Annotated in this window: 21 protein-coding genes and 1 pseudogene; 14 read left to right on the top strand and 8 right to left on the bottom strand. The window is 65.2% G+C overall.

Annotation, left to right across the window (positions count from 1 at the left end; genetic code table 11):
• The first annotated feature begins 62 nt into the window (after positions 1–62).
• A complete protein-coding gene (locus AB4Z51_RS16475; RefSeq protein WP_085402729.1) occupies positions 63–578 on the top strand; it encodes a YcgN family cysteine cluster protein in 516 nt (171 codons plus the stop codon).
• 156 nt (positions 579–734) lie between these two features.
• Positions 735–2,318 carry an MDR family MFS transporter gene (locus AB4Z51_RS16470; RefSeq protein ID WP_441497644.1) on the top strand — a complete coding sequence of 528 codons (1,584 nt, stop codon included), beginning with the start codon at positions 735–737 and terminating at the stop codon, positions 2,316–2,318.
• A 3-nt stretch (positions 2,319–2,321) separates the two neighbouring features.
• Here the strand turns inward: AB4Z51_RS16470 and AB4Z51_RS16465 are convergent, their stop codons facing one another.
• The 8 genes and pseudogenes from AB4Z51_RS16465 to ku form a co-directional block, all read right to left on the bottom strand.
• Positions 2,322–4,022, bottom strand: coding sequence for an alpha/beta hydrolase (locus tag AB4Z51_RS16465; protein WP_085402731.1), 1,701 nt, complete (start codon positions 4,020–4,022; stop codon positions 2,322–2,324).
• Positions 4,023–4,043: 21 nt separating this feature from the next.
• Positions 4,044–6,560 (bottom strand): GAF domain-containing protein, encoded by a 2,517-nt coding sequence (locus AB4Z51_RS16460; RefSeq protein WP_085402732.1) that lies wholly within the window; start codon positions 6,558–6,560, stop codon positions 4,044–4,046.
• A 102-nt stretch (positions 6,561–6,662) separates the two neighbouring features.
• A pseudogene (locus AB4Z51_RS16455) lies at positions 6,663–8,306 on the bottom strand (thiamine pyrophosphate-requiring protein); the annotation flags it as partial.
• A 191-nt stretch (positions 8,307–8,497) separates the two neighbouring features.
• Entirely contained in the window at positions 8,498–8,932 is a 435-nt protein-coding gene (locus AB4Z51_RS16450; protein WP_085402734.1) for a hypothetical protein, read from the bottom strand.
• Positions 8,933–9,282: 350 nt separating this feature from the next.
• The gene (locus AB4Z51_RS16445; RefSeq protein ID WP_014496710.1) at positions 9,283–9,447 is read right to left on the bottom strand and encodes a Flp family type IVb pilin; all 165 of its coding nucleotides are present in this window, start codon (positions 9,445–9,447) and stop codon (positions 9,283–9,285) included.
• A gap of 217 nt (positions 9,448–9,664) precedes the next feature.
• Entirely contained in the window at positions 9,665–9,850 is a 186-nt protein-coding gene (locus tag AB4Z51_RS16440) for a hypothetical protein (RefSeq protein ID WP_085402735.1), read from the bottom strand.
• A gap of 198 nt (positions 9,851–10,048) precedes the next feature.
• The gene (locus tag AB4Z51_RS16435) at positions 10,049–10,285 is read right to left on the bottom strand and encodes a hypothetical protein (RefSeq protein WP_085402736.1); all 237 of its coding nucleotides are present in this window, start codon (positions 10,283–10,285) and stop codon (positions 10,049–10,051) included.
• Between the two features lie 60 nt (positions 10,286–10,345).
• On the bottom strand, positions 10,346–11,332 hold the full coding sequence (gene ku / locus AB4Z51_RS16430) for a non-homologous end joining protein Ku (RefSeq protein ID WP_441497643.1): 987 nt from the start codon (positions 11,330–11,332) through the stop codon (positions 10,346–10,348).
• A 235-nt stretch (positions 11,333–11,567) separates the two neighbouring features.
• Here ku and AB4Z51_RS16425 point away from each other — a divergent pair, with 235 nt between their 5' ends.
• The 12 genes from AB4Z51_RS16425 to AB4Z51_RS16370 all read left to right on the top strand — a co-directional run bounded on the left by AB4Z51_RS16425 (position 11,568) and on the right by AB4Z51_RS16370 (position 24,491).
• The gene (locus tag AB4Z51_RS16425) at positions 11,568–11,723 is read left to right on the top strand and encodes a hypothetical protein (RefSeq protein WP_166351390.1); all 156 of its coding nucleotides are present in this window, start codon (positions 11,568–11,570) and stop codon (positions 11,721–11,723) included.
• A 235-nt stretch (positions 11,724–11,958) separates the two neighbouring features.
• A complete protein-coding gene (locus AB4Z51_RS16420; RefSeq protein ID WP_014496705.1) occupies positions 11,959–12,633 on the top strand; it encodes a response regulator transcription factor in 675 nt (224 codons plus the stop codon).
• A gap of 92 nt (positions 12,634–12,725) precedes the next feature.
• Positions 12,726–14,102, top strand: coding sequence for a sensor histidine kinase (locus tag AB4Z51_RS16415; RefSeq protein ID WP_085402738.1), 1,377 nt, complete (start codon positions 12,726–12,728; stop codon positions 14,100–14,102).
• A 161-nt stretch (positions 14,103–14,263) separates the two neighbouring features.
• Positions 14,264–15,667, top strand: coding sequence for a hypothetical protein (locus tag AB4Z51_RS16410; protein WP_085402739.1), 1,404 nt, complete (start codon positions 14,264–14,266; stop codon positions 15,665–15,667).
• 99 nt (positions 15,668–15,766) lie between these two features.
• Complete coding sequence (locus AB4Z51_RS16405; protein WP_085402740.1) at positions 15,767–16,036, top strand: hypothetical protein; 270 nt, start codon at positions 15,767–15,769, stop codon at positions 16,034–16,036.
• 131 nt (positions 16,037–16,167) lie between these two features.
• Positions 16,168–17,277 carry a c-type cytochrome biogenesis protein CcmI gene (gene ccmI, locus AB4Z51_RS16400; protein WP_085402787.1) on the top strand — a complete coding sequence of 370 codons (1,110 nt, stop codon included), beginning with the start codon at positions 16,168–16,170 and terminating at the stop codon, positions 17,275–17,277.
• 37 nt (positions 17,278–17,314) lie between these two features.
• Positions 17,315–17,824: a cytochrome c maturation protein CcmE gene (gene ccmE / locus AB4Z51_RS16395; protein WP_085402741.1), complete on the top strand. Its 510-nt coding sequence runs from the start codon at positions 17,315–17,317 to the stop codon at positions 17,822–17,824.
• Positions 17,821–19,800, top strand: a complete 1,980-nt coding sequence (locus tag AB4Z51_RS16390) for a heme lyase CcmF/NrfE family subunit (protein ID WP_085402742.1) — start codon at positions 17,821–17,823, stop codon at positions 19,798–19,800. The genes ccmE and AB4Z51_RS16390 overlap by 4 nt, the downstream gene beginning before the upstream one ends.
• A gap of 4 nt (positions 19,801–19,804) precedes the next feature.
• Positions 19,805–20,287: a cytochrome c-type biogenesis protein gene (locus AB4Z51_RS16385; protein WP_135214846.1), complete on the top strand. Its 483-nt coding sequence runs from the start codon at positions 19,805–19,807 to the stop codon at positions 20,285–20,287.
• Between the two features lie 108 nt (positions 20,288–20,395).
• Entirely contained in the window at positions 20,396–21,739 is a 1,344-nt protein-coding gene (locus tag AB4Z51_RS16380) for a methyl-accepting chemotaxis protein (RefSeq protein ID WP_135214845.1), read from the top strand.
• Between the two features lie 219 nt (positions 21,740–21,958).
• Positions 21,959–23,536 carry a Do family serine endopeptidase gene (locus tag AB4Z51_RS16375; protein ID WP_135214844.1) on the top strand — a complete coding sequence of 526 codons (1,578 nt, stop codon included), beginning with the start codon at positions 21,959–21,961 and terminating at the stop codon, positions 23,534–23,536.
• Positions 23,537–23,810: 274 nt separating this feature from the next.
• A complete protein-coding gene (locus AB4Z51_RS16370; RefSeq protein ID WP_063986547.1) occupies positions 23,811–24,491 on the top strand; it encodes a response regulator transcription factor in 681 nt (226 codons plus the stop codon).
• The last annotated feature ends 237 nt before the right edge of the window (positions 24,492–24,728 follow it).

Genomic DNA, 24,728 nt, shown 5'->3' with positions numbered 1-24,728 from the left:
GCGTCCCGGCCGCACGCCGTAGATGAACGAGCCGTAGCTCTTTCGAACCCTTGTTGAGGCGCATGACCGCAGCTCCCAAACGACCTTCAGGCCAGGAAGGATTCTTCTGGAAAACCAAGACGTTGGAAGAGCTGTCGACGGCCGAATGGGAGAGCCTGTGCGACGGTTGCGGCCGCTGCTGCCTGAACAAGCTCGAGGACGAGGATACCGGCGATATCTATTTCACCCATGTCGGCTGCAAGCTGCTCGATGCCGGGACCTGCGGCTGCAAGGACTATCGGAATCGCTCCGCCAAGGTTCCCGATTGCGTCCGCCTGACCCCGGCCAATGTCCGCACCCTGAACTGGCTGCCGCCGAGCTGCGGCTACAAGCTGGTCGCCGAAGGGCGCGACCTCTATTGGTGGCATCCGCTGGTCTCGGGCGATCCCAACACCGTTCATGAAGCCGGCGTCTCCGTCCGCGGCCGGGTCGAGGGCAGCGAGGAGGAGATCCCGGACGAGGAGCTCGAGGACCACATCGTGCAATGGCCGGCGCAGCTGCCGAAACGGGCACGCCTGAAGCGACGTCCGAAGGACTGACCCGCCTGCGACGTCGAATCACGTCATCGCGATGACCCCGCGGCGGGATGCACCCATGCGCCGCGGTGCCTGCCTGAGAAGAACTTTCCTCTCTACATTGCCTGCATAGAACGAATCCTCCGCGGCGTTTGCGCCTCCTCACGGCTTCCGATCGAGATGAACAAGTTCGACCGGCAGAGCAGTTCTGCCGACATTCAGGCTTTGCCTGACGACATTGCCGAAGAGCTGTCCCGCCTTCCCAGCGAGGTCTTGAGCGTCGACGACGCGCCTTCGCTCGCGCCGCCGGCGCCGTTGTCGCAGGACGAGGTCCGGACCATCGTGATCAGCCTGATGCTGACGATGTTCCTGGCTGCGCTCGACCAGACCATCGTCGCGACCGCGCTGCCGACCATCGGGCGCCAGTTTAACGACGTCTCCAACCTCTCCTGGGTCATCACCGCCTATCTGCTCGCCTCGACCGCGGTCGCACCGGTGTTCGGGACGCTGAGCGATATCTACGGCCGCCGCGTGATGATCATCATTTCGCTCAGCCTGTTCGTCGCCGGCTCCGTGCTGTGCGCGATCGCGCCGAACATGCCGATGCTGATCCTGGCGCGCGGCCTTCAGGGCCTCGGCGGCGGCGGCATCATGCCGGTCGTGCAGACCGTGATCTCCGACGTCGTCTCCCCGCGCGAGCGCGGCCAGTACCAGGCCTATTTCTCCAGCGTCTGGATGGTCGGCGGCATTTTGGGCCCGGTCATCGGCGGCGTGTTCGCCGAGCATCTGCACTGGTCGATGATCTTCTGGATCAATCTCCCGCTCGCGGCCGCCGCCATCGCGATGCTGCTGCCGAAGATGAAGAAGATCCCGGTGTTCCACCGCAAGCGCAAGGTCGACTGGCTCGGCGGCGTGCTGCTGATGGCCTCTGCGGTCGTCTTCATGCTGGTGCTGACCTGGGGCGGCACGCGTTATCCGTGGCTCTCGCCGACGGTGCTTGCGATGGTGGGCGGCGCTGTCGCGCTCGCGGTCACCTTCGTGTGGCACGCGCGGCGGGCCGACGAGCCGTTCCTGCCGTTGAAGCTATTGACGGGTTCGGTGGCGCCTTTCGCCATGACGGCCGGTGGCTGCGGGCTCGGTGCGATCACGGGCCTCACCGTGCAGCTGCCGCTCTATTACGAGTCGGTCTACCATCTCAGCGCCAGCGAGGCGGGGCTCGCATTGATTCCGCTCGCGGCGGTCTCGACCTGCGGCGCGGCGATTGCCGGCCGCACCATGGCGCGCGCAAAACACTACAAGCGCGTTGCCATCATCGGCACGTCCTGGGCCGCGCTGTGTGGCCTCGCGCTCACGGTCACCACCTTGCCGCTGTGGGGCTTGCTGATGCTGATGGCCGCGTTTGCGCTCGGCCTCGGCACGACCTTTCCGGTCTGCGTGGTCTCGCTGCAGAATTCGGTCGCGCGCCCGCAAGTCGGCACCATCACCGGCGCGRTGAACTTCTTCCGCTCGCTGATGTCCTCGTTCACGGTCGCAGCGTTCGCGGCGATCCTGCTGATCGCGCTCGGCACCGACGTTCCGCTGGCCGGCGAGCATCACGCCGCGGGTGCCATCGCAATTCCCGCCGACGACATGCGCCACGCCTTCCGCTACGTCTTCGGCGCCGCCACCGCGCTGATGACCACCGCCGCGCTCTGCCTGATCATGATGGAGGAGCGGCCACTCGCCGGCCCCTCCGTCACGCAGCAGGTGGAGATGGCGGAGTAGGGGTTAGCCGCCGCGATCGGGATCGTCGTCGGCATCACCTGCGCTCGTCTTTCGCGCCTTCGCCGCGAGCTGTTCCTTGAGCTTCGCGAGTGCTTCGGCGGACCAATCATTCACATCTGTCACCGCAACCCAGGCATCGACGTAATGCTCGGGCGCGTAGACATGGCCAAAGCCCATCGGCGTCGCGGTCGCGACCGCCATGTCGAGGGCGAGCTGCAGCATCGTCACGACAGGATACCATCGCAGCTCCGGCGACACGTCCGGCCCGCGCGGTGCATTCATCCAGTCCGGCGCCTGATAGGCGTCGCGGTAGGCGAAGAAGGTGATCGCGTCGCTGGCATATTGCAGATAGACGACGCGCATCGGCCCCCAGGGCGTATCCGGCGGCACCGTCGGTCCATTCTGGTTCATGAAGCGGACGAGGCGGCCGTCGCGGAATTCCGGGAGCCAGGCCGGCGATCCCGGATTGCGGTTCGCAGTGACCGAGCGCCAGATGCGGCTCTCGAATGGCGCCCCGCTCCACAGCGCGCCGCCAATGGGATCCCCGATCGTCTCGAACAGCTCCGCGGATTTCTCCGAGTTCATGGCGCCGAGGCTCAGTCCGTGCAAATACAGCATCGGCCGCTTGTCCTTCGGCAGCGTCGTCCAGTAGCCGTAGATCTCCGCGAACAACGCGCGCGACGCCTCTGCGCCGTATTCGGGCTGAAACAGCAGCGACAGCGGGCTGTTGAGATAGGAGTACTGCATCGCGACGCTCGCGACATCGCCATGGTGGAGATATTCGACCGTATCCATCGCGGCCGGATCGATCCAGCCAGTGCCGGTCGGCGTGATGACGATCAGGATTTTGCGGTCGAAGCCGTGCTGGCGCTTGAGCTCCTCGAGCGCGAGCCTGGCGCGCGCTTGCGCGGTGTTGCGGCTGCCGAGCCCCACATAGACGCGCACGGGATTCTGCGCGGGCCTTTCCGTGACGGCGCTGATCTCGGCTGCGGTCGGGCTTGAGGCGATGAACCGGCGCCCCATGCGCCCGAGCTCCGTCCACTTCACCAGCGATGCCGGGCTTCCCGTCCGGTCGGCTGCGGTTGGCTGCGGCCGCTCCGGCTCGAACAGAACATCGAGTTCGCGGAAGGAGGAATCGAGTGCGTTGAACGCCGTGCGGATCAGGACATTGCTGGCGATCGACCAGAACAGCAGGGCTGCGACGAGCACGCCGATCACGTTCGCGACCTTCCGCGGAACGAGGCGTCGTGTGCGCGCGGCGAGAAAGCGGGCGACAAGCGCGAACAGCCGCCCCAGCGCCAATAGCACGACGAACGTGATCAGGGCGATGGCGCAGACCTTGAGCGGATGGGCGGTCTCCACCGGCGCCATCTTCATCACGGTGCGGATCGAGTTCTGCCATTCGGCGGTGCGCGCGAGGGCGAGGATGACGACGAGCAAGCACCCGACTGCGACAAGCGCATTCGCAACTGATCTTGCGCGCGCCGAAGGCTCGGGCAGTTCGAGATAGTGCCACAGCCGGCGCCACAGGATTCCGGCGAAATAGCCGATCGCAAAGCAACCGCCGGCGAGGGCGCCTTGCGTGAGATAGCTGCGCGGGATCAGCGTCGGCGTCAGCGCGGCAGCGAAGAACAGCGCACCCAGCATGAGGCCGACGCCGGACAGCGACAGCAATTGTCGCCGAATGAACCGAGCTGGATTCATGAAAGCACCTCCCGAGCCACGCTATCCTCCGGTCGTGTCCGGAAAGCTGCTCTTTCGCGGCAACAGGATCGTGAACTCCGTGAACGCGCCGGGCTCTGTCGTGACGTCGATCGTGCCGCCGTGCTGCTTCACGATGATGTCGTGGCTCATCGACAGCCCGAGACCGGTACCTTCGCCGGCCGGCTTGGTGGTGAAGAACGGATTAAACATCTTCGCCTTCACGTCTTCCGGAATGCCGGTGCCGTTGTCGCGGATGCGGATCTCGATGCTGTCGCCGCGGTCGCGGGTCGCGGCGATCACCACCGGCTCGTAACCGGCGGCGCCGCTGCCCATCTGGCGCCTGGTCACCGCATAGAACCCGTTCGAGATCAGGTTCAAGAGCACCCGGGAAATCTCCTGCGGAAACACCTCCGCCGAACCTGCCGCCGGGTCGAGCTCGCTCTTCAGCGTCACGTCGAAGAGCGGCTTCTCGGCACGCGCGCCGTGATAGGCGAGGTTGAGACTCTCCTCGACCAGCGCGTTGATGTCGCTGAGCCGATGCTCGCCGCCGCCCTCGCGCGAATGCAGCAGCATGTTCTTGACGATGGAATCGGCGCGCCTTCCGTGCTGCACGACCTTTCCAAGATTGTCCCTCAGCAGCCCGGTCAGCTCGTCCACCTCCGCGCGCAGATCGTCGGCGAGCGGGACGGGCGCAAGCACCTCGTTCAGCTCGTCGGTCAGCTCGGCCGAGAGCGAGGCGAAATTGTTGACGAAGTTGAGCGGGTTCTTGATCTCGTGCGCGATGCCGGCGGTGAGCTGGCCGAGCGAGGCCAGCTTTTCGGTCTGGACCAGACGGTCTTGCGCCGCGCGCAAATCGTCGAGCGATCTGGCGAGCTCCCGCGTGCGGTCCTGCACTTCGTTGAACAGGCGGGTGTTCTCGACCGCGATCACGGCCTGGTCGGCAAAGGTCTTGAGCAGGCTGATCGCCTTGTCCGGGAAAGGGCCGGCCTCGCGGCGCGTCACGCCGATGGTTCCGATCGCAATGCCATCGCGCAACATCGGAATCACGAGGATGCTGCGATAGCCGCGCGTCCGCGCCAGCTCCCGCATGGCCTCCGTGAGGTCGGGCTCGTTCTGCATGTCGCTACGGAAGGCGTAGTCACCACTCGTCGCCACCCGGCTGTGAATGCCGGATGCCGCAAGCGGCGCCGGGAACGAGCTACGCAGCTCCGCGTTGCCGGCCTCGTTGTCGGTGGTGAAGGCGGCCAGATGCAGCATGCCGTTGATGACGCGGGTGACGGTGGAGGAATGTCCGCCGACCAGCGCCTTGGCACTGTCGGAGATGGCCTGGAACACCGGCGTGACGTCGGCGGGCGAGGCCGCGATCACCTTGAGGATGTCCGCGGTCGCGGTCTGCCGCTCCAGCGCTTCCCGGGTGGCGTTGAACAGGCTGACATTCTTGACCGCGATCACCGCCTGGTCGGCGAAAGTCTGCAGCAGCCGCACATGATGCTCGGCGAATGCGCCGGTCGTCCGCCGCGTGGCGATGATGACGCCTTTGGCCTCGCCCTCGCTCATCAGCGGCGTGAACAGCATGCTGCGAAAGCCGCGGGCGCGCGCGATGTCGCGTGCCGCCGGCTCGAGCTCGGTATCCGGCAGCTGCGCCGATTCACCATGGGCCGTGAGCTGGTACGCCGGGAACTGCGCGAACGGCACCGGAAACGAGGCCTGGAGCACGCGGTCGCCGGCCGGATCGCCCGGCGTGAATGCCACGAGGTGCGCGGCGCCGTCGACATAGCGCAGCACCGCGGTGGAGAAGCCGCCGATCAGCCGGTTGGCGTTGGCGGCGACGGCGTCGAACACCGGCTGCACGTCGGAGGGCGAACTCGCCAGCACTTTCAGAATGTCGGCGGTCGCGGTCTGCCGTTCCAGTGATTCCCGCGTCTCGTTGAACAGGCGCGCGTTCTCGATCGCGATCGCGGCCTGGTCGGCAAAGCTCTGTTGCAGCGCCATCTCATCATCGGTGAAGGGCGCGAGGCGGTCGCGGTAGACGATTAACGCGCCGATCGCCTTGCCTTCAAGCCGCAGCGGCGAGCCGGACATCGAACGCGTGCCGGCGGCGCGAGCGTGAGGCATGCCGGGCCAGTCGGCGATGGCCGGATCGACATTGTCGAGATCGGGAACATGAACCTGCCGGTTCTCGGCCACGATGGTGCCGGGCATGTTGCGGCCGCCGATCTTGAGCTGGGCGAGCGGCACGCCGGCGCCGACGCGCATGGAGCTGTCGCCGACCCGGATCACCCTGGACCACCCGTCGCCTTCCGCAATGTGAATGGTGGCGCTCGGCGCGCCGAACAGATGCATGGTCGCTTCCGCGATCTGTTGCAGCGAGCTCTCCGCATCGCCCGAGGAGTTGGCGATGGTGCGCAGGATCTCCATGCTGGCGTTCTGGCGGTCGCGCGCAATGGCAAGCTCGGCTCGCAGGCGGGCATTCTCGCCCGCTTGGGATCGCAATTGCCGTTCGAGCTCGGCGGCCTTGTCCTGGGGAGGCGCGGTCATTGATAATCCGGCTAAGCGCCGCGACGTACGCGGTACCAAGCCCGATTATCACATCTCCTGCGGCCGGAGCCAGCGCCGTGCCCCCGCCTTGGTGCAAACGGCTCACGTGCCCGGCCGCGACACCTCGGTCTCCTTGCTGGTGATGAACTCCAGCAGCACCGGCACGCCTTCCTTCGTCTTCTGGATGCCGCGCTTGATCGCGGGGATGATGTCCTCCGGCCGCGTCACCCGCTCGCCATGGCCGCCAAAGGCGCGCGCCATTGCGGCATAGTCGCCGGAGATGTCGGTCGAGCGATATTTCTCGGTCGAGATCGGCATCACCTTCAGTTCGATCGCCATCGAGAAATTGTTCAGCAGGATCGACATGATCGGGATGCGCTCGCGCACCGCGGTCTCGAAATCCATGCCGGTGAAACCGATGGCCGCGTCGCCCCAGACATTGATGCAGAGCTTGTCGGGCTTTGCGAGTTTTGCGCCCATCGCGAGCCCAAGGCCGTAGCCGAGCTGCGTCGTCTTGCCCCAGCCGAGATAGGTGAGGGGCTCGACCGCCTTCCAGAACGGCGAGAGCTGGTCGCGCGGACTGCCGGCATCGTGGGTGATGATGGTGTTCTTGATATCGACGGTGTGCTGGAGGTCCCAGAGCACGCGATAGGGGCTGAGCGGCGCGTCATTGCTGGTGAGTTTTGGCATCCATTTCGCCAGCCACTCCTTGTGCGAAGCGGCGATCTCGGCCGCGACCGCTGATGCATCGCGATCCTTCGTGACGGTCTTGCCGATCTCCTCCAGCAGCGCATCGAGCACGAGGCCGGCATCGCCGACGAGGCCGACCTTGGCTTCCACATCCTTGTTGAGATGGTTCGGATCGAGCGTGGAGTGGATGATGGTCTTGCCCTTCGGCATCGCGACGCCGAAACTGGTTTCCGTGAACGAGCAGCCGATGCCGAAGATGACGTCGGCCTCAGCGAGGAATTTGGGGACCGCGCGCGGCACCGCGAGGCCGCCCGAGCCGAGCGATAGCGGATGCGTTTCCGGGAACGATGATTTGCCCCCTAAACTGGTGGTGACGGGAATGGCGAGCCGCTCGGCGAGCCGCTTCAATTGCGGCCAGGCCTGCGCGTAGTGCACGCCCTGGCCGGCATAGATCACGGGACGCTTCGCGTTGACGAGCAGAGCTGCTGCCTCCTTCACATGAACAGGATCGGCGCCGTAGCGCGTGCGCAGCACCGGCGTGTAGTTCAGCGGCTCCGGCACCTCCTCGTTCCACATGTCGGCGGGGATCTCGACGATGACGGGCCCGCCGCGGCCGTTCTTGAGCTTGGTGAAGGCACGGCGAAAAATGTTGGTGACCTCCGCAGCCAGGATGATCGGCTCGGACGATTTCGAAAACGCCTTCATCGCCTCGCTGGAATTGAAGTTCGGCTCGATATGCGCAAGCCTGCGCTGATAGCCCATCGGCAGCACCAGCACGGGCACGGATTCGCCGTAGCATTGCGCAACGCCGCCCATCGCGTTTTCGGCGCCCGGCCCGTGCTGCATGCAGAACGCGCCGATCGATCGCCCCGACGTCACCCGCGAGATCGCGTCCGCCATGTGCACCCCGACGCGCTCCTGCCGCACCATCACCGGCCGGATCTCGGCCTTGGCCGCGTGCTCGATCAGATGGTTGACCGGATAGCCGCAGAGGATCTCGATCCCCTCGCGCTTCATGATTTCCGCAATGGCGGTGCCGAGCTTCATGGCGTCTCTCTCCTCAGGCTTGGCCGGTTGCTCCGGCCGATTGGGGAGAGAGGATCAGGAATTTGCAGGAGGGTAAAGCACGGGTGGGCGACGGGCGCGGTAGGTCAGCCATGCAGCGAGCTGCCGTAGCCTGGATAGGGCGACTTGTCCGCCGTAGCTCGAAGAGCGAAGGCGGAAGCGCAATCCGGGCTACAAACGTCCTACTTGCAGTTTTTGCAGATCGTCAGCTTTCGTTTCAGCGCCTCGTCTTCCTGATCGACCGATGACTGGCCGCCGAGGCCATTTGTATCGGGATTGGACGTGGAATTGGACTTGGCGCCCTTTGCTGCGCGTGACCTCACGGGCGGCGTCACCTGGCTTGAGGCGTCATTGTCGTCGACGGTGCCTACGCTGAAGCCATCGTAGTCGGCGGCCGGATTAGGCATCGGCGGAGGCCCGCCGATCACAGGGGGCGAAGCCTCCCTGCCGGATGTCGCCGGCGGAATTCTGGAAGTTTTGGCGCTCGCGCGCGGTGGCGATGCATTGGGCGGGGCAAGCGAAACCGGAGGCGCGACCGAAGTCTGTCCTCTCGCGCTGTCGTGCGACCAGGCGCCGACAAACATGAGGCTGAGAGCCAAGACCGTCGCGCTTCTCATCCGAATCCTTCAAATCGCTCTGGCCCAATGATTGAGCATGGCCCGTCGAACCACGCCGGGCCGAAGACTATCAGGACTCAAAAGGCCGTCAAAGCGCGGGAGCGCGAGGATGTGGTTGCTTGAAGGACGTTGCGTAGCGTCCGGGACACGATTTTGAGTGCTTTACGGGCCACCCACCGTCATTGCGAGCGCAGCGAGGTAATCCAGAATTCCTCCGCGGGAGGACTCTGGATTGCTTCGCTGCGCTCGCAATGACGAGATCGCGGAAGGAGCATGCGCCGACGGCCGCACCCGAGCCGGCGCGTGCAGGGACGTCGCCTCAGGCCAGGGCGGCCGTTACGAGGCGGCCGTTACTTCAGCGACGAGCTGATCGAGTTGAACTTGTTGTTGAGGAGCTGGCTGCCCGTGTTGTTCACGACGGTCACGATCGCCAGCGCAATGCCGGCGGCAATCAGGCCGTATTCGATGGCGGTTGCGCCAGTCTCATCGGCAAGGAAAGACCTAAGCAAAGTCATTGCCAACTCCTCTTCATCCGATCCAATGTGTGGCAGCGTCGTTTTCGGACTGGTAAATAGATCGAATAGATTTTTCTGCGCGACGGAAGAATGAAGCCCGGGCGGCCGCGCCTCCGTCACATACGATGGCATCCATTAAATTAAGGTTCCATCGATCCATCCAAATGGATTCAAATCGACCGCCCTCCGCAAGGACGCGCGGAAGCCGCGGTGTCTGTCAGGGCGTGATGGTCGGGCCCGGTGCGGCGGGGAGGCGGCGCTTCAGCACGGTCGCGAGACGGCCGACGAAGTCCTTCATCGTGCCCGGCTGCGGCTGCGGCCGCGGCGCGGTGCTCGCCGCCTGCTCGTGATCAGGCGCGTCGTTCACGATGCTGATGTAGTTCTTTCTGACGTCCTGCTGCACGGGGGCACGCGAACCTTGGCTCGATCGGAGCCGGAACCATGCTGCGCATAAGGGGAACCAACGGTTAATTTTGTCGCCCGTAGGAATACCCTGTCGTGCTGGACACGAGGGCGCCGATTAACGGTTTGTTGAGCCTGTTCGTCACGGTCGGCACGGATGCCTGCCCGGGATGACTACCAGGGACGACAACCAAGGCGCTCATCGGCCGCGGCCGTCCGCATTCAGCGCCCGCAACATCGCGATGCGGGCGAACATTACCCAGCCGCCGCCTGTCTCGGCTGCGTTGATCAAGGTCTCGATGGCGGTCTGCCAGTGCGTCTCGTGCTGCAAGTCTTCAGGCAGCTGCATGATGTAGTCCGCCGCGTCTTGCAGCGTCAGCAGCTTGCGCTTGTGGCTTACGCGAACAGGATCGTCGAACGCCGTCGACCAGGGCATGTCAGGCCGGCCGATCGGCGAGGGGAGACATCACGGCGCGATGGCAGACGCGGATTGCGTCTAACCGGCCTTCTTCGCCCGCGCCGGCGCGCGCACCGGCTTGTCGGCCTTCTTGGGCGGCGCTTCCTTGGCTGCTGCAGTCTTGCCGCCCTTGCCGGTGATCGGCAGCAGCATCTCGCGCTGGCCCTCGACGCGCTTCTTCGGCTTCTTGCCCTTGACGGTCTCCCTGACGGGCTCCTTGGCGGCCTTGGCCGCGGGCGCCATGTCCTTCTCGCTGGCGATGCTCTTCTTCAGCGCGTCCATCAGGTTGATGACGTTGCCGCCGGTCTTCGGCGCGGCCTTCGCCGCGATCGGTGCACCGCTGCGCTTCTTGTTGATGAGGTCGATCAGCGCCGTCTCGTAATGGTCCTCGAACAGCTCGGGCTCGAACGCGCCGGATTTCTTTTCGACGATGTGCTTGGCAAGGTCGAGCATGTCCCTGGTCAGCTTCACGTCCTGGATGTCGTCGAAATATTCCTTCTCGCTGCGGACCTCGTAGGGATAGCGGAGCAGCGTGCCCATCAGGCCGCTCTCGAGCGGCTCCAGCGCGATGATGTGCTCGCGGTTGGTCAGCACGACGCGGCCGATCGCGACCTTGTCCATGCTGCGGATGGTCTCGCGGATCACCGCGAAGGCGTCGTGGCCGACCTTGCCGTCAGGCACGAGATAGTAAGGGCGGATCAAATAGCGGCTGTCGATATCGGTCTTCGGCACGAACTCGTCGATCTCGATCGTGTGCGTGGAGTCCAGCGCGATGTCGTCGAGTTCGTCCTTGGTGACCTCGATATAGGTGTCGGTGTCGACCTTGTAGCCCTTGACGATGTCCTCGGAGGTCACCTCGTCGCCGGTCTCGGCGTCGACCTTGAGGTACTTGATCCGGTGGMCGGTCTTGCGGTTGATCTGGTTGAACGAGACCTTCTCGGTATCCGAAGTGGCCGGATACAGCGCGACCGGGCAGGTCACGAGCGACAGACGCAGAAAACCCTTCCAATTGGCGCGGGGGGCCATGGGCTACTCCAAACGCAACGGGGACAGAGGACGAGGATACCATCGGGGAACAAYGAATCATAGCAAGGCGGATTGCGGAATCTTGCAACTGCGTTAACCGGCCGCCCGGCGCGCGGTTGCAGCCCGATGCAGCGGCAAAAACCGGAACATCATATCCAATCACGCGTTGGCTCAAGACATCAGGCCGCGAGGAGGTCGCGACCACCGCAGCCGACATCCAGAGATTGAGGGCATTATGGCAGCCACGCGAGAGCACGATCAGATCGTCGAAACCGCCACCGAGGCGCGTCAGGGCGAACCCGGGCCGTCAGTGGCGGCGCTGCTTACCATCTCGACCGGGCTCGCGATCCTGATCCTTGCCGTCATCTGGTTCGTGTTCTTCCGGACCTGACGGCCGATCGACGGGACGGTTCGGACCTTCCGACTCGCCGCGTAACGCGGCACATTGCGCCCGCCACGCCCGCCGGCTCGTCCGGTGGCTGCCTGGCGGGCGCCGTCGCGTCGGCGCTTGAGAAGCTCTATATGACCAAAAAGTAACGCGGCCGGTTCCCCGTGTTCATATTCAGTTCACGCCGGAATTGCTCATCTCTGGCGATCGATTGTGCAGTCTATTTCTGGAGAGAAGCGTGCGCCTGCTTGTTGTTGAGGACGACCCCGATCTCAATCGGCAGCTCACCAAGGCGCTGACCGACGCCGGCTACGTCGTCGACCGTGCCTTCGACGGCGAGGAGGGGCATTATCTCGGCGATAATGAGCCCTACGATGCCGTTGTGCTCGACATCGGCCTGCCGAAGAAGGACGGCATCTCGGTGCTGGAAGCCTGGCGCCGCAACGGCCGCACCATGCCGGTCCTGATCCTCACCGCGCGTGACCGCTGGAGCGACAAGGTCCAGGGGTTCGATGCCGGCGCCGACGATTACGTGCCGAAGCCGTTCCATCTGGAGGAGGTGCTGGCGCGCATCCGCGCGCTGCTGCGCCGCTCCACCGGCCATGCCCAGAGCGAATTGAGTTGCGGCCCCGTCACGCTCGACACCAGGACCGGGCGGGTCAGCGTCTCCGGCAATCCCGTCAAGATGACCTCGCACGAATATCGGCTTCTGGCCTACCTGATGCACCATTCGGGGCGCGTCGTGTCCCGCACCGAGCTGGTCGAGCACCTCTACGACCAGGACTTCGACCGCGACTCCAACACCATCGAGGTTTTCGTCGGCCGCATCCGCAAGAAGCTCGACGTCGACATCATCCAGACCGTCCGCGGCCTCGGCTATCTCCTGACCCCGCCGCCTGCTCCCGGCGCTTGAGGCGTCAGGACTTGACGGCCGGCCGAACAGGGGCCTTGGTCCGGTCATGACGTCCGACGCCCCGCCCCCCTGCGCCTGCCGGGATCCTTCCGATGGCCGCTAGCTCGCTTGCCAATCGCCTGTTCCTGTCGGCGACGGCGTGGCTCGTGGTGATCCTGGCCATCACCGGGGTGGTGCTGTCGTCGGTCTACAAGAGCGCCACCGAGCGCGCCTTCGACCGCCGGCTCAATCTCTATCTGCGCACCCTCATCGCCGAGGTCGCAACCCCCGACGAGCCGCCGGATCGTCAGTTCCAGTCGCTCGGCGAGCCCCTGTTCGAGCTGCCGCTGTCGGGCTGGTACTGGCAGATCACGCGGACCGATACCGAGAAGCCGGAGGTGCGCTCGTCGCGCTCGCTCTGGGACAAGAAGCTGCCGAAGCTGGAGGAGCAGGGCACCGAGCTCACCGCCGCCGGCATTCGCCTCGCCTATGTCGACGGGCCGGAGGGACAGAATCTCCGCATGGTGGAGCGGCCGGTCGATCTCGGCGCGGACGGCAAATATCTGGTCAGCGTCGCCGGCGACGACACCGAGATTTTCGACGAGACGCGGAGCTTCGACTACTACCTCGGCGGCACCTTCACCGCGCTCGGCATCGTGCTGCTGCTGACCACGGTGTTCCAGGTGAGGTTCGGTCTTGCGCCGCTCAAGCGCATCTCGGAATCTATCGCCGACATCCGCTCGGGGCGGGCGGAGCGGCTCGAAGGTGAATTCCCGGTCGAGATCGCGCCGTTGGCGCGCGAGACCAACGCGCTGATCGATGCCAATCGCGAGATCGTCGAGCGCGCGCGCACCCATGTCGGCAATCTCGCCCATGCGATCAAGACGCCGCTCTCGGTGATCGTGAATGAGGCCGGCACGCACGCCACCGAGCCGTTCGCAGCCAAGGTGATGGAGCAGGCGGACGTGATGCGCGACCAGCTCGCCCATCATCTGGAGCGCGCGCGCATCGCGGCGCGCGTCTCGGTGGTGGCGACCGTGACGGAGGTCGCGCCCGTCATCGAGGCGCTGCGGCGGACCATGGAGAAGATCCATCGCGATCGCGACATCGTGGTCGAGGCCAAGGCCGATCCGTCCGCAAAATTTCGCGGCGAGCGGCAAGATCTGGAGGAGATGGTCGGCAATCTCGTCGACAATGCCTGCAAATGGGCGGCCTCGCAGGTCTTCATCGAGGTTCTGGTGGAAGCGCCGCACCAGACGGGCGCCGGCCCGCGCCTGCGGATCATCGTCGACGACGATGGCCGCGGCCTGTCGGAGGCCGAGCGCGCCCAGGTCTCCCGGCGCGGCCAGCGGCTCGACGAGTCCAAGCCCGGCTCGGGGCTCGGCCTGTCCATCGTGACCGACCTCGCCGCGCTCTATGGCGGCAGCCTCTCGCTCGCGGGCGCCCCGACCGGTGGCCTGCGGGCGGAGCTGGTCCTCCCCGGAATATAATCCTTTGTTCCGGCACGACTATTTGGCTGGTCCGGTACCGATCCGGACCAAACCGGAGCTATTTCGGAGCGACTTCCTAAACGGCTTCTTAAGTGGGCCCCATCTATGATCGCGCAGGACGCATCCCACGTCTGCCATTTTATCGTGCATCACCCGGGCGCATGAGCCAGACATCGATCGAGCGGCTGAGGGAATATCTCGCGCAGCTCCCGCCGCAGTCGCAGGCGCTGCTGATGCGGGAGTTCGAGCGCGCGCTCGAGCGCGGCCAGGACACGGCGGTGGCGACGCTCGTGCTAGAGCAGCTGCGCAAGATCGTCCGCAAGACCGAAGTCGACGAGGCTGCGCCGCCGCGCACGGACGATCTGTCGCGGCTGTTGTTCCAGGTGCTGGAACCGTTCCTGGTCGAGACGGGCGCCCCTGTCAGGGTCGGCCAGATCCGTCGCTCCTCATTGCATCCGATCTGGCAATGGCTCGGCCGCGATGGCGCCCCCGACAAGGTCAACGAATTCGAGGCGGCGCTGGCGCGCATGCCGGCTTCAGACAGTGCAGGGCAGGTCGAAGCCCTCGCGGCGAGGCTCCAGGCCGTGGCCGCGGATGCCATCTTCGGGTTGACGGGTCCCGGCGGCGGCGACAAGTCGCGCGCGCTCGCCCGTGTCGGCCCGCCCAACGTGATCGAGGACCTCTATTCGATCGGAGCGGTGCTTCAGGTCCGGGAAGCCATCGCTACGCTGAACGAGAAGCTGCCGCGCTTCCTGCGTACCTTCGGCGAAGCCCAGATCGCATCTGTGACGTCCACACTCAACATCCCCGCGCTCCAGACGCCGCAGATGCTGGCCTTCGCGCTGTCGATGGTCGTGCAGCGGATGACCGCGCCGTGGCAGATCATCCGCCTCGCCATCAAGATTGCCGCGTCCGACGACGAGATCCGCGTCGCGGCCACGCCCTACGGTGTGGCCGTCACGATCGCCCTGCATGATTTGTCCTGCGTTGCCGCGATCCTGCGCATGGACATCAAGCGCGGCCATTTCGAGAACGTCGCCGACAATCTCAAGGCGCTGCATGACGGCGTGCGCGGTCTTCGCACGGAGCTCGATCTGCGCAACGATTCCGTCTGGGGCAAGCAGCTGACCTCGATCCGGGCCGACATCTCCAATGCGCTGCAATCGGAGATCGACAGCGTTCCCGGCCGCGTTCGCCGCATCCTGCGCCAGCGCGCCGAGAAGGACATTCCGCCGGGGGCGCGGATCGACAGCACCGAGGTCGAGGAAACCGCGGCGCTGATCGATTTCGTCGCGACCTGCCGCAACTACGCGAGCGAGCTTGCGATCAACGAGGTGACGTTGCGCACCTATTCCGATCTCCAGCAATATGTCGAACGCTCGACCGAGCAGTTGGTGCAGTCGCTGCGAGCGGCCGATCACAAGGTCCGCACCTATCGGCAGCAGCAGGTGCAGGCCGCGATCCGCTTCTGCCAGGTGCTGTTCGGCGATGATTACGCGTCGCTGATGAGCCGCGCCGCAGAGAACGCGGCCACGGGCGAGCGCAAATCGTCGCGGGCAAGCTGATCAAGCGCATTTTTTTGTGATCACAATTTGTGGTTGACGGTGCCGGTGGCGGGCCCTACGGTCGCCGTGCAAGATTTTGGAATTTCTATCTGTGGGCGCATGAAACCCCTTATCAGCTCCATCGAAATTGAAAACCGCGTCATTGTCGCCAAATACCAAAGGCTGATGGTTGGCGCGAAGGTGGTGCTGATCGAGAAGGCAAGCGGCCGCCAACTGCCTGAGACCGTCACCAGGGTCGCATCGACCGTTCCCGTCGGGGCGTTGCGCATCAGATTGCCTGAAGCAATCGAGCCGGGAACATACTTCCTGAGGGCCTTCAACGGGCACGGCGAGGACGCCGCTCAAAGCGCGGACTTCGAGATCCGTTAAGCCGTTGGATTTTCACAGTTTCGGGACTGTGTGCGGTCGCGCCGAATTGACAATTGTCAATTGCCGCATCGTCCGGCCGTGGTGTAAAGCCACCTATGGGCGCGGTTCGCGCGCCGCCGGAAGCTTGCCTGATGACGCTATGGTTCGTGTTCGCGCTGATGACGGTCGCGGCGATTTTCGCCGTGCTTCTGCCGCTCGGCCGCAGCGGACGCGCGCAAAATCAGGGGAGCGAGGTCGCGGTTTACAAGGACCAGCTGGCCGAGATCGAGCGTGATCTCGCCGCAGGACTGATCGCCGCGCCGGAAGCCGAGGCCGCACGTGTCGAGATCAGCCGCAGGCTGCTTGCCGCGGCCGGGAGCGAGCCTGTATCGGAACCGACATCGAGCCTCAAATGGCGCCGCGCGGCGGCTGTGCTGGCGCTTGCCGGCCTGCCGCTCATTGCGATCGGCGTCTACATGCCGCTCGGCTCGCCCAGGCTCCAGGACTTTCCCCTGGCGCAGCGGGAGCGCGGGGCCGGGTCCGGCATGGCGCTCGAGAATCTCGTCGTGCAGGTCGAGCAGCATCTGGAAAAGAATCCGACCGACGGGCGCGGCTGGAACGTGCTCGCGCCGGTGCTGGTGCGGCTCGGCCGCTTCGACGATGCGGTGCGCGCCTATCGCAACTCGCTTACCTACAATGGCGAGAGTTCGGAGCGCCGGGCCGATCTAGGCGAGGCGATCGCGGCTGCTGCCGGCGGCGTGGTGACTGCCGAGGCCAAGACCGAATTCGAGCGCGCGCATGGCCTGAACGCGGACGATCCCAAGGCGAACTATTTCCTCGGGCTTGCCGCCGAGCAGGATGGCCGCAAGGACGATGCCGCCAACATCTGGCGCGCACTGCTGGCGAAAGCGCCGGCGGATGCGCCGTGGCGCCCTCTGGTGCAGACCTCGCTGGCGCGGGTCGGCGGCGGTGGCGCTACGATGCCGGCGCTGTCTGACGAGACGATCGCAGCCTCCAAGGACATGAACGAGGGCGATCGCAACGCGATGGTGCGCGGCATGGTCGAACGCCTGGCCACCCGGCTGAAGCAGAACGGCGATGATGTCGAGGGTTGGCTGCGCCTGGTGCGCGCCTATCTCGTGATGGGCGATCGTGACAGGGCAATGGGCGCTTCGACCGACGCCCGACAGGCTGTCGCCAACGATGCCGCGCGGCTGCGCCAGCTCAACGAAGGCCTCAAGACTCTCGGGCTCGACGGATGACGATGTCGGGACGAGGCGAGCGGAGAACGGATACGCGATGACGCGCAAGCAGCGACGTATGACCATCATCGGCGGCTCCCTCGCGGTGCTCGCGCTTGCAGCCGCGCTGGTGCTCAACGCTCTGCGCGACTCCATCGTGTTCTTCTCGACGCCGACGATGGTCGCCGAAAAGCACGTCGAGCCCGGCAAGCGGTTTCGTCTCGGCGGCCTAGTGCAGCCCGGCTCGCTCCAGCGCGGCGATAATCTCGCCGTGACCTTCGAGGTTGCCGATGGCGGCGCCAAGCTGCCGGTCGCCTACAAGGGCATCCTGCCCGACCTGTTCCGTGAAGGGCAGGGCGTGGTGGCCGAAGGCGCGCTCGACGCCAATGGCGTGTTCAAGGCCGACACCGTGCTTGCCAAGCACGACGAGACCTACATGCCCAAGGAAGTCGCCGATGCCCTGAAGAAGCAGGGGCATTGGAAGGACGATTACGGCGCCAAGGCTTCTGATAGCGTCAAACCCGCGGCGACGACCGCGCAGGGCAACTCGCAGGGAGCAGTGCGTTGATCGCGGAATCCGGACACTACGCGCTGGTGCTGGCCCTCGGCCTGGCGCTGATCCAGTCCATCGTGCCGCTGATCGGTGCGCGTCTGCGCGATGCCGCGCTGATGAACGTGGCGCGCTCCGCCGCGCTGGCGCAACTCCTGTTCGTCGGTGCGTCGTTCATCGCGCTCGTGATGCTTCACGTGAACTCGGATTTCTCCGTCGCCAACGTCTACGAGAACTCCCATTCGATGAAGCCGCTGATCTACAAGATCACCGGCGTGTGGGGGAACCATGAAGGCTCGATGCTGCTGTGGGTGTCGATCCTGGCGCTGTTCGGCGGAATGGTCGCCGCCTTCGGTAACAATCTGCCGCTGTCGCTGCGCGCGCATGTGCTGGCCGTGCAGGCCTGGATCGCCAGCGCCTTCTATCTCTTCATCCTGGTGACATCGAACCCGTTCCTGCGCATCGCCAATCCGCCGATCGAGGGACGCGATCTCAATCCGGTGCTCCAGGACATCGGCCTCGCCGTGCATCCGCCGATGCTCTATCTCGGCTATGTCGGCTTCTCGATCTCGTTCTCCTTCGCCATCGCGGCGCTGATGGAGGGGCGGATCGACGCGGCCTGGGCGCGCTGGGTGCGGCCGTGGACGCTGGTGGCCTGGATCTTCCTGACCCTCGGCATCGCGATGGGGTCGTACTGGGCCTATTACGAGCTCGGCTGGGGCGGCTGGTGGTTCTGGGATCCGGTCGAGAACGCCTCGCTGATGCCGTGGCTCGCCGGCACGGCGCTGCTGCACTCGGCGCTGGTGATGGAGAAGCGCAACGCGCTGAAGGTCTGGACCATCCTGCTGTCGATCCTGACCTTCTCGCTGTCGCTGCTCGGCACCTTCCTGGTGCGTTCGGGCGTCATCACCTCCGTGCACGCTTTTGCCACCGATCCGACGCGCGGCGTGTTCATTCTGCTGATCCTCTGCCTGTTCATCGGCGGCAGCCTCTCGCTGTTTGCAGCGCGCGCGACCTCGTTGAAGCAGGGCGGCCTGTTCGCGCCGATCTCGCGCGAGGGCGCGCTGGTGTTGAACAATCTTCTGCTCAGCGTGGCCTGCGCGGTCGTGCTGTTCGGCACGCTCTATCCGCTGGCGACGGAAGCGCTCGACTTCAAGATATCGGTCGGCGCGCCCTTCTACAATCTCACCTTCGCCCCGCTATTCGCGTTGCTGCTGCTCGCGGTGCCGTTCGGGCCGATGCTGGCGTGGAAGCGCGGCGATCTGCTCGGCGTCACCCAGCGGCTGCTTGCGGCGGGCGTTGCCGCGCTCGTTGTGATCGCCATCGTCTGGGCCTGGACCCGTGGTGGCAGTGCGCTGGCACCATTGGCAATTGGGCTTGGAGTCTTCGTCATCGCCGGTGCCGTGACCGATCTGTCCGAACGGACCGGTTTGTTCCGCCTGCCGTTCGCAACGACGCTGCACCGGGCCCGCGGCCTGCCGCGTTCGGCCTGGGGTTCTGTGTTTGCCCATGCGGGCCTCGGCGTCGCGCTGATCGGGATCGTCTGCGAGACCACCTGGAACAGCGAGTATATCGCGACCATGAAGCAGAACGACGTTGCACACGTCGCCGGCTATGATCTCAAGCTCGACGGCCTGTCCCAGCGTCAGGGGCCGAACTTCCGCGAGATGATCGCCGAGTTCAACGTCAGCCGCGACGGTGAGAAGATCAGCGTCATGACGCCGTCCAAGCGCAACTTCACGACGCGCGGGTCCTCGACCACCGAGGCCGCATTGCTGACGCGCGGCGCGAGCCAGCTCTACGTTTCCCTCGGCGACGCGACTGCCGATGGCGCCATTGCGGTGCGCATCTATCACAAGCCGCTGGTGCTGCTGATCTGGTGGGGACCGGTGCTCATGGCCTTTGGCGGCATGCTGTCGCTGTCCGACCGGCGCCTGCGGGTCGGCGCACCGAAGCCGGCGCGGGCCAAGCAGCGCCTTCAGCCGGCGGAGTGATCCGATGCGGCGGATGATGGTCACGATCGTTGCGCTCATGCTGCTGGCTTTGCCCGCCGCCCACGCCGTGCAGCCCGACGAGATCATGTCGGATCCCGTGAAGGAGGCACGCGCCCGCGACTTGTCGCGCGAGCTGCGCTGCATGGTCTGCCAGAACCAGTCGATCGACGATTCCGACGCGCCGCTGGCGCGCGATTTGCGGCTGCTGGTGCGCGAGCGGATCGCTGCCGGCGACAGCAATTCGCAGGTGCTCGACTTCCTGGTCGCGCGCTATGGCGAGTTCGTGCTGCTCAAGCCGCGCTTCGAGCGGCAGACCATGCTGTTGTGGCTGCTCGCGCCGCTGCTGCTGATCAGCGGCGGCCTGGCGCTCTGGCTGCAAATCCGCCGGCGCGCGCGAAGCGGTGCAGACCTACCAGCTCCGCCGCTCACTGCGGATGAAGAGTCGCAGCTCGCCGCCTTGATGTCGGACGAGACGAAGTCGTCCTAGGCTACGTAATGATACGTAGGCCGTCTGCCACAGCGTGTTTCATGCTCTGTTGACCTTTGTCTGGAAGCTTGTCGCGAAATTCAATTCCAGATTTTTGAGTCCTCAGCGATGTTCACGAACAGCAATCTGACGATCCGCTTCCTGATCGGCGCCGTCGTCGCTGCATTATTGTTCCTGCTGGGCATCGGCGGCGGCACCGGCTTCGTCGCGGTGCTCTACCTCAACAACGAGATCACCAGCCTGTCGTCGGATTTCGCCGCGCTGAGCGGCCCCGCGCGCGAGCATGCAATGCTGATCTACCAGCAGGCGCAGGCGGCATTCTCCTATTTTCTGATCGCCTGCGGCGTAATCGCGGTGGTCGCTGTCGCGATCTGCCTCACCACCTGGTTCGCTGTGCGCAACGGCATCCTCAATCCGCTGGCGGCGATTGTGCACGCCATGCGTGAGGTCGCCGATCAGAAATTCGAGACGCCTGTTCCGGGCCTCGGCGGTACCAACGAGATCGGCCTGCTCGCCGGCGCACTGGAAGTGTTCAAGACCAACGGCCTGGAGCGGCGGCGCCTCACCGAGCAGCAATTGCACGAAGTGCAGCATCAGGCCGAGCGGTCGAAATTCCTGGACGCCCGGATCAAGCGCTTCAACGATCTCGTTGCCAGCGTGGTCGACAGCGTGGCGTCCTCGGCCGCGCACCTGAAGAGCAATGCCGAAACGCTGTCGCGGACGGCCAACGACACCAGCACCAAGGCCAATGCGGTCGCGAGCGCGGCGAACCAGGCCAGCGCCAGCGTTCAGGTCGTCGCGGGCTCGGCCGAGCAGATGACGAACTCGATCGGCACGATCAGCCGCCGCGTCACCGACGCGACGCAGCGCGCCGAGGGCGCGGCGACGCAAGCCGAGAAGAGCCGCGACACCATCCACACGCTGTCGGATGCCGCCGACAAGATCGGCGAGGTCGTGCAGCTCGTGCAGGCGATCGCCTCGCAGACCAACCTGCTGGCGCTCAACGCCACCATCGAGGCGGCGCGGGCAGGAGACGCCGGCAAGGGTTTTGCCGTGGTTGCCTCCGAAGTGAAGAGCCTCGCGCACCAGACCAGCAAGGCGACGGAGGAGATCACCTCGCACGTCGCCAGCATCCAGGGCATCACCGCGGAGACGCGCGGCGCGATCGACGGCATCTCGAAGACGCTGTCGGAGATCTCGTCGATCATGTCGGGCATCGAGGTCGACACCGCCCAGCAGCGCAACGCTACGCAGGACATCACCCGCAGCGCGCAGGATGCCGCGCATGGAACGCTGGACGTCTCCAACCACATCGTCCAGATCACCTCGACGTCGGCGGAGACCGGCCGCATGGCGGCTGAAGCGCGCGATTCCGCCGTCGATCTGTCGCAGCAGGCCGAAACCCTGAAGCGTGAAGTCGACGAATTCATCGGCAGCGTGAGGGCGAGCTGATCTCGCCAAAGGCGTGTTCGACGCTCGTCAGGGGAACTCGATTAAGTTCCTGTAAGGCCACGACTTTCGGCGTGCGATAAACTGCCGCAACGGCGCGACCCTTCATTACAAAAGTTTAACCCCGCCGCCAGCGCACGGTAAGGCGGGAGCCCCCATCTTCATGTCCGTAACGTGCTGCCATCCGGCACCGAAAGAATTCAAGGCCTTGGAGATTCCTGCATGACCGACCGTCCCGACCTCACGAACCTTCCGTCCTACCGGCCGCCCCGCCGGTCGGTTTTCTCCGCGCGCAGGATCGCGCTGATGGCTTCGGTCGTCGCTGGCCTCGGGATTGCCGTCCACGGCTTCAGCCCGTCGACCTCGCCGAGCGAGCTGTTCTCCAGCCCGGCGCATGCGCAGGTCAACAACGAGGTCCGGAAGGTTGAGCGTCCGGTCGGATTCGCCGACATCGTCGAGCGCGTGAAACCGTCGGTGATCTCGGTGAAGGTCAATATCAAGGAGAAGACCGCGAGCAACGACGATGGCGATGATTCCTCCTCGCCGTTCCAGCCCGGCTCGCCGATGGAGCGCTTCTTCCGCCGCTTCGGCGGTCCGGATGGTTTCCCGGGCCAGAAGGGTGGCCGCGGCCGCGTCGTGCAGGGCCAGGGCTCCGGCTTCTTCATCTCCGCCGACGGTTTTGCCGTGACTAACAACCACGTGGTCGACGGCGCCGACAAGGTCGAGGTCACGACCGACGACGGCAAGACCTATACCGCCAAGGTGATCGGCACGGACCAGCGCACTGACCTCGCCCTCATCAAGGTCGAGGGCAGCTCGAACTTCCCGTTCGCCAAGCTCGCCGACAGCAAGCCGCGGATCGGCGACTGGGTGCTCGCGGTCGGCAATCCGTTCGGCCTCGGCGGCACCGTGACTGCGGGCATCGTCTCGGCCAGCGGCCGCGACATCGGCAACGGTCCTTATGACGATTTCATCCAGATCGATGCGCCCGTGAACAAGGGCAATTCCGGTGGTCCCGCTTTCGACACCAACGGCGAGGTGATGGGCGTCAATACCGCGATCTACTCGCCCTCCGGCGGCAGCGTCGGCATCGCGTTCTCGATTCCGGCGAGCACCGTGAAGAGCGTGGTGGCCCAGCTCAAGGACAAGGGCTCGGTCAGCCGCGGCTGGATCGGCGTCCAGATCCAGCCAGTGACGTCCGATATCGCCGACAGCCTCGGTATGAAGAAGGCTGAAGGTGCGCTGGTGGCGGAGCCGCAGGCGAACGGTCCGGCGGCGAAGGCCGGCATCGAGTCCGGCGACGTGATCACCTCGGTCAACGGCGAATCCGTCAAGGACGCCCGCGAGCTTGCCCGTACCATCGGCGGCATGGCGCCCGGCGCGACCGTGAAGCTCAACGTGTTGCACAAGGGCCAGGACAAGGTCGTGAACCTCACCCTCGGCCAGCTGCCGAACACGATCGAGGCCAAGGCCGACACCGACAAGGATAGCGGCAAGAGTGCGAGCCGTGGCACCGACGTGCCCAAGCTCGGCATGACCGTCGCGCCCGCCGACTCCGTCGCCGGCGCCGGCAAGGAAGGTGTCGTGGTCACCGAAGTCGATCCGAAGAGCGCCGCGGCCGAACGCGGCTTCAAGGAAGGCGACGTCATTCTCGAAGTCGGCGGCAAGAGCGTAAGCACCGCCGGCGAAGTCCGCGACGCCATCAACACGGCGCGGACCGACAACAAGAACAGCGTCCTGATGCGCGTGAAGAGCGGCGGCCAGTCGCGCTTCGTCGCCGTGCCCATCGCCAAGGGCTAAGCCTTCAGGAGGTCTACGAGATGAGGGGTGTCGCCGGCATCAGTCGCCCCCGCCGCCGACGCCCTTCGGGGGAGCAGCGTAAGGTCCGCTCCCCCAGCCTACCTTCCGGTGGAATTACGCCCCCCTCCGTCGGAAGGCCTAGGGCGGTGAGGTCCCCCCAGCTTCACCGCCCGCCTTTTTGCCTACCCAAGTCCCGTTTGCTTGGCTTGCATGCGATTGCCGCTCGCGCCATGTTCAGAGAAGGTTGACCCCCTTGACCGCCGCCGAACGCACGATGCGCCTCCTCATCATCGAAGACGACCGCGAATCCGCCGACTATCTCGTGAAGGCGTTTCGTGAAGTCGGACACATTGCCGACCACGCCGCCGACGGCGAGGAAGGCCTCGCCATGGCCGAGAGCGGCGATTACGACGTGCTGGTGGTCGACCGCATGCTGCCCAAGCGTGACGGCCTGTCCCTGATCGGCGCGTTGCGCGACAAGGGCGACTCGTCGCCGGTGCTGATTCTCTCCGCGCTCGGGCAGGTCGACGATCGCATTAAGGGTCTGCGCGCCGGCGGCGACGACTATCTGCCGAAGCCTTATTCCTTTGCCGAGTTGCTGGCCCGGGTCGAAGTGCTGTCACGGCGCCGCGGCGGTCCGGCCGAGGACACGCTCTACCGCGTCGGCGATCTCGAACTCGACCGGCTGTCCCATCGCGTCGCCCGCGGCAAGGACGAACTGACGCTCCAGCCGCGCGAATTCCGCCTGCTCGAATACCTCATGAAGCATGCCGGCCAGGTGGTGACGCGCACCATGCTGCTGGAGAACGTCTGGGACTACCATTTCGATCCGCAGACCAACGTGATCGACGTGCACATTTCGCGGCTGCGCTCCAAGATCGACAAGGGTTTTGAGCGGCCGCTGCTGCACACGATCCGCGGCGCCGGATACATGATCCGTGACGGGATCAGATAAGAAGCAGTAATTGTTGAGTTTTTTTGGCGAGCTGTTTTTAGATGGCCAGTTATTTACCTCATCTCCCGGCCATCATGGTGTAGTACAGGAGTCGTTCGTGAAGAACTGGCGGCGGCGCCCGGCTCAAGCGGTGTTTCGAGCCGGGACGGTCTCGAAGAAGGCTCGGATGATGACACGCAAGAGCTCTGCGAGCCATCGCAGCAGCAGACCGAAGTTATAGCCGGCGGCGGCGAGAAC

The sequence above is a fragment of the Bradyrhizobium sp. 2TAF36 genome, assembly GCF_052114925.1.
GTDB lineage: Bacteria > Pseudomonadota > Alphaproteobacteria > Rhizobiales > Xanthobacteraceae > Bradyrhizobium > Bradyrhizobium barranii.
The sequence above is the reverse complement of the archived record's forward strand: the minus strand, read 5'-3'. Positions and strand labels throughout refer to the sequence as shown.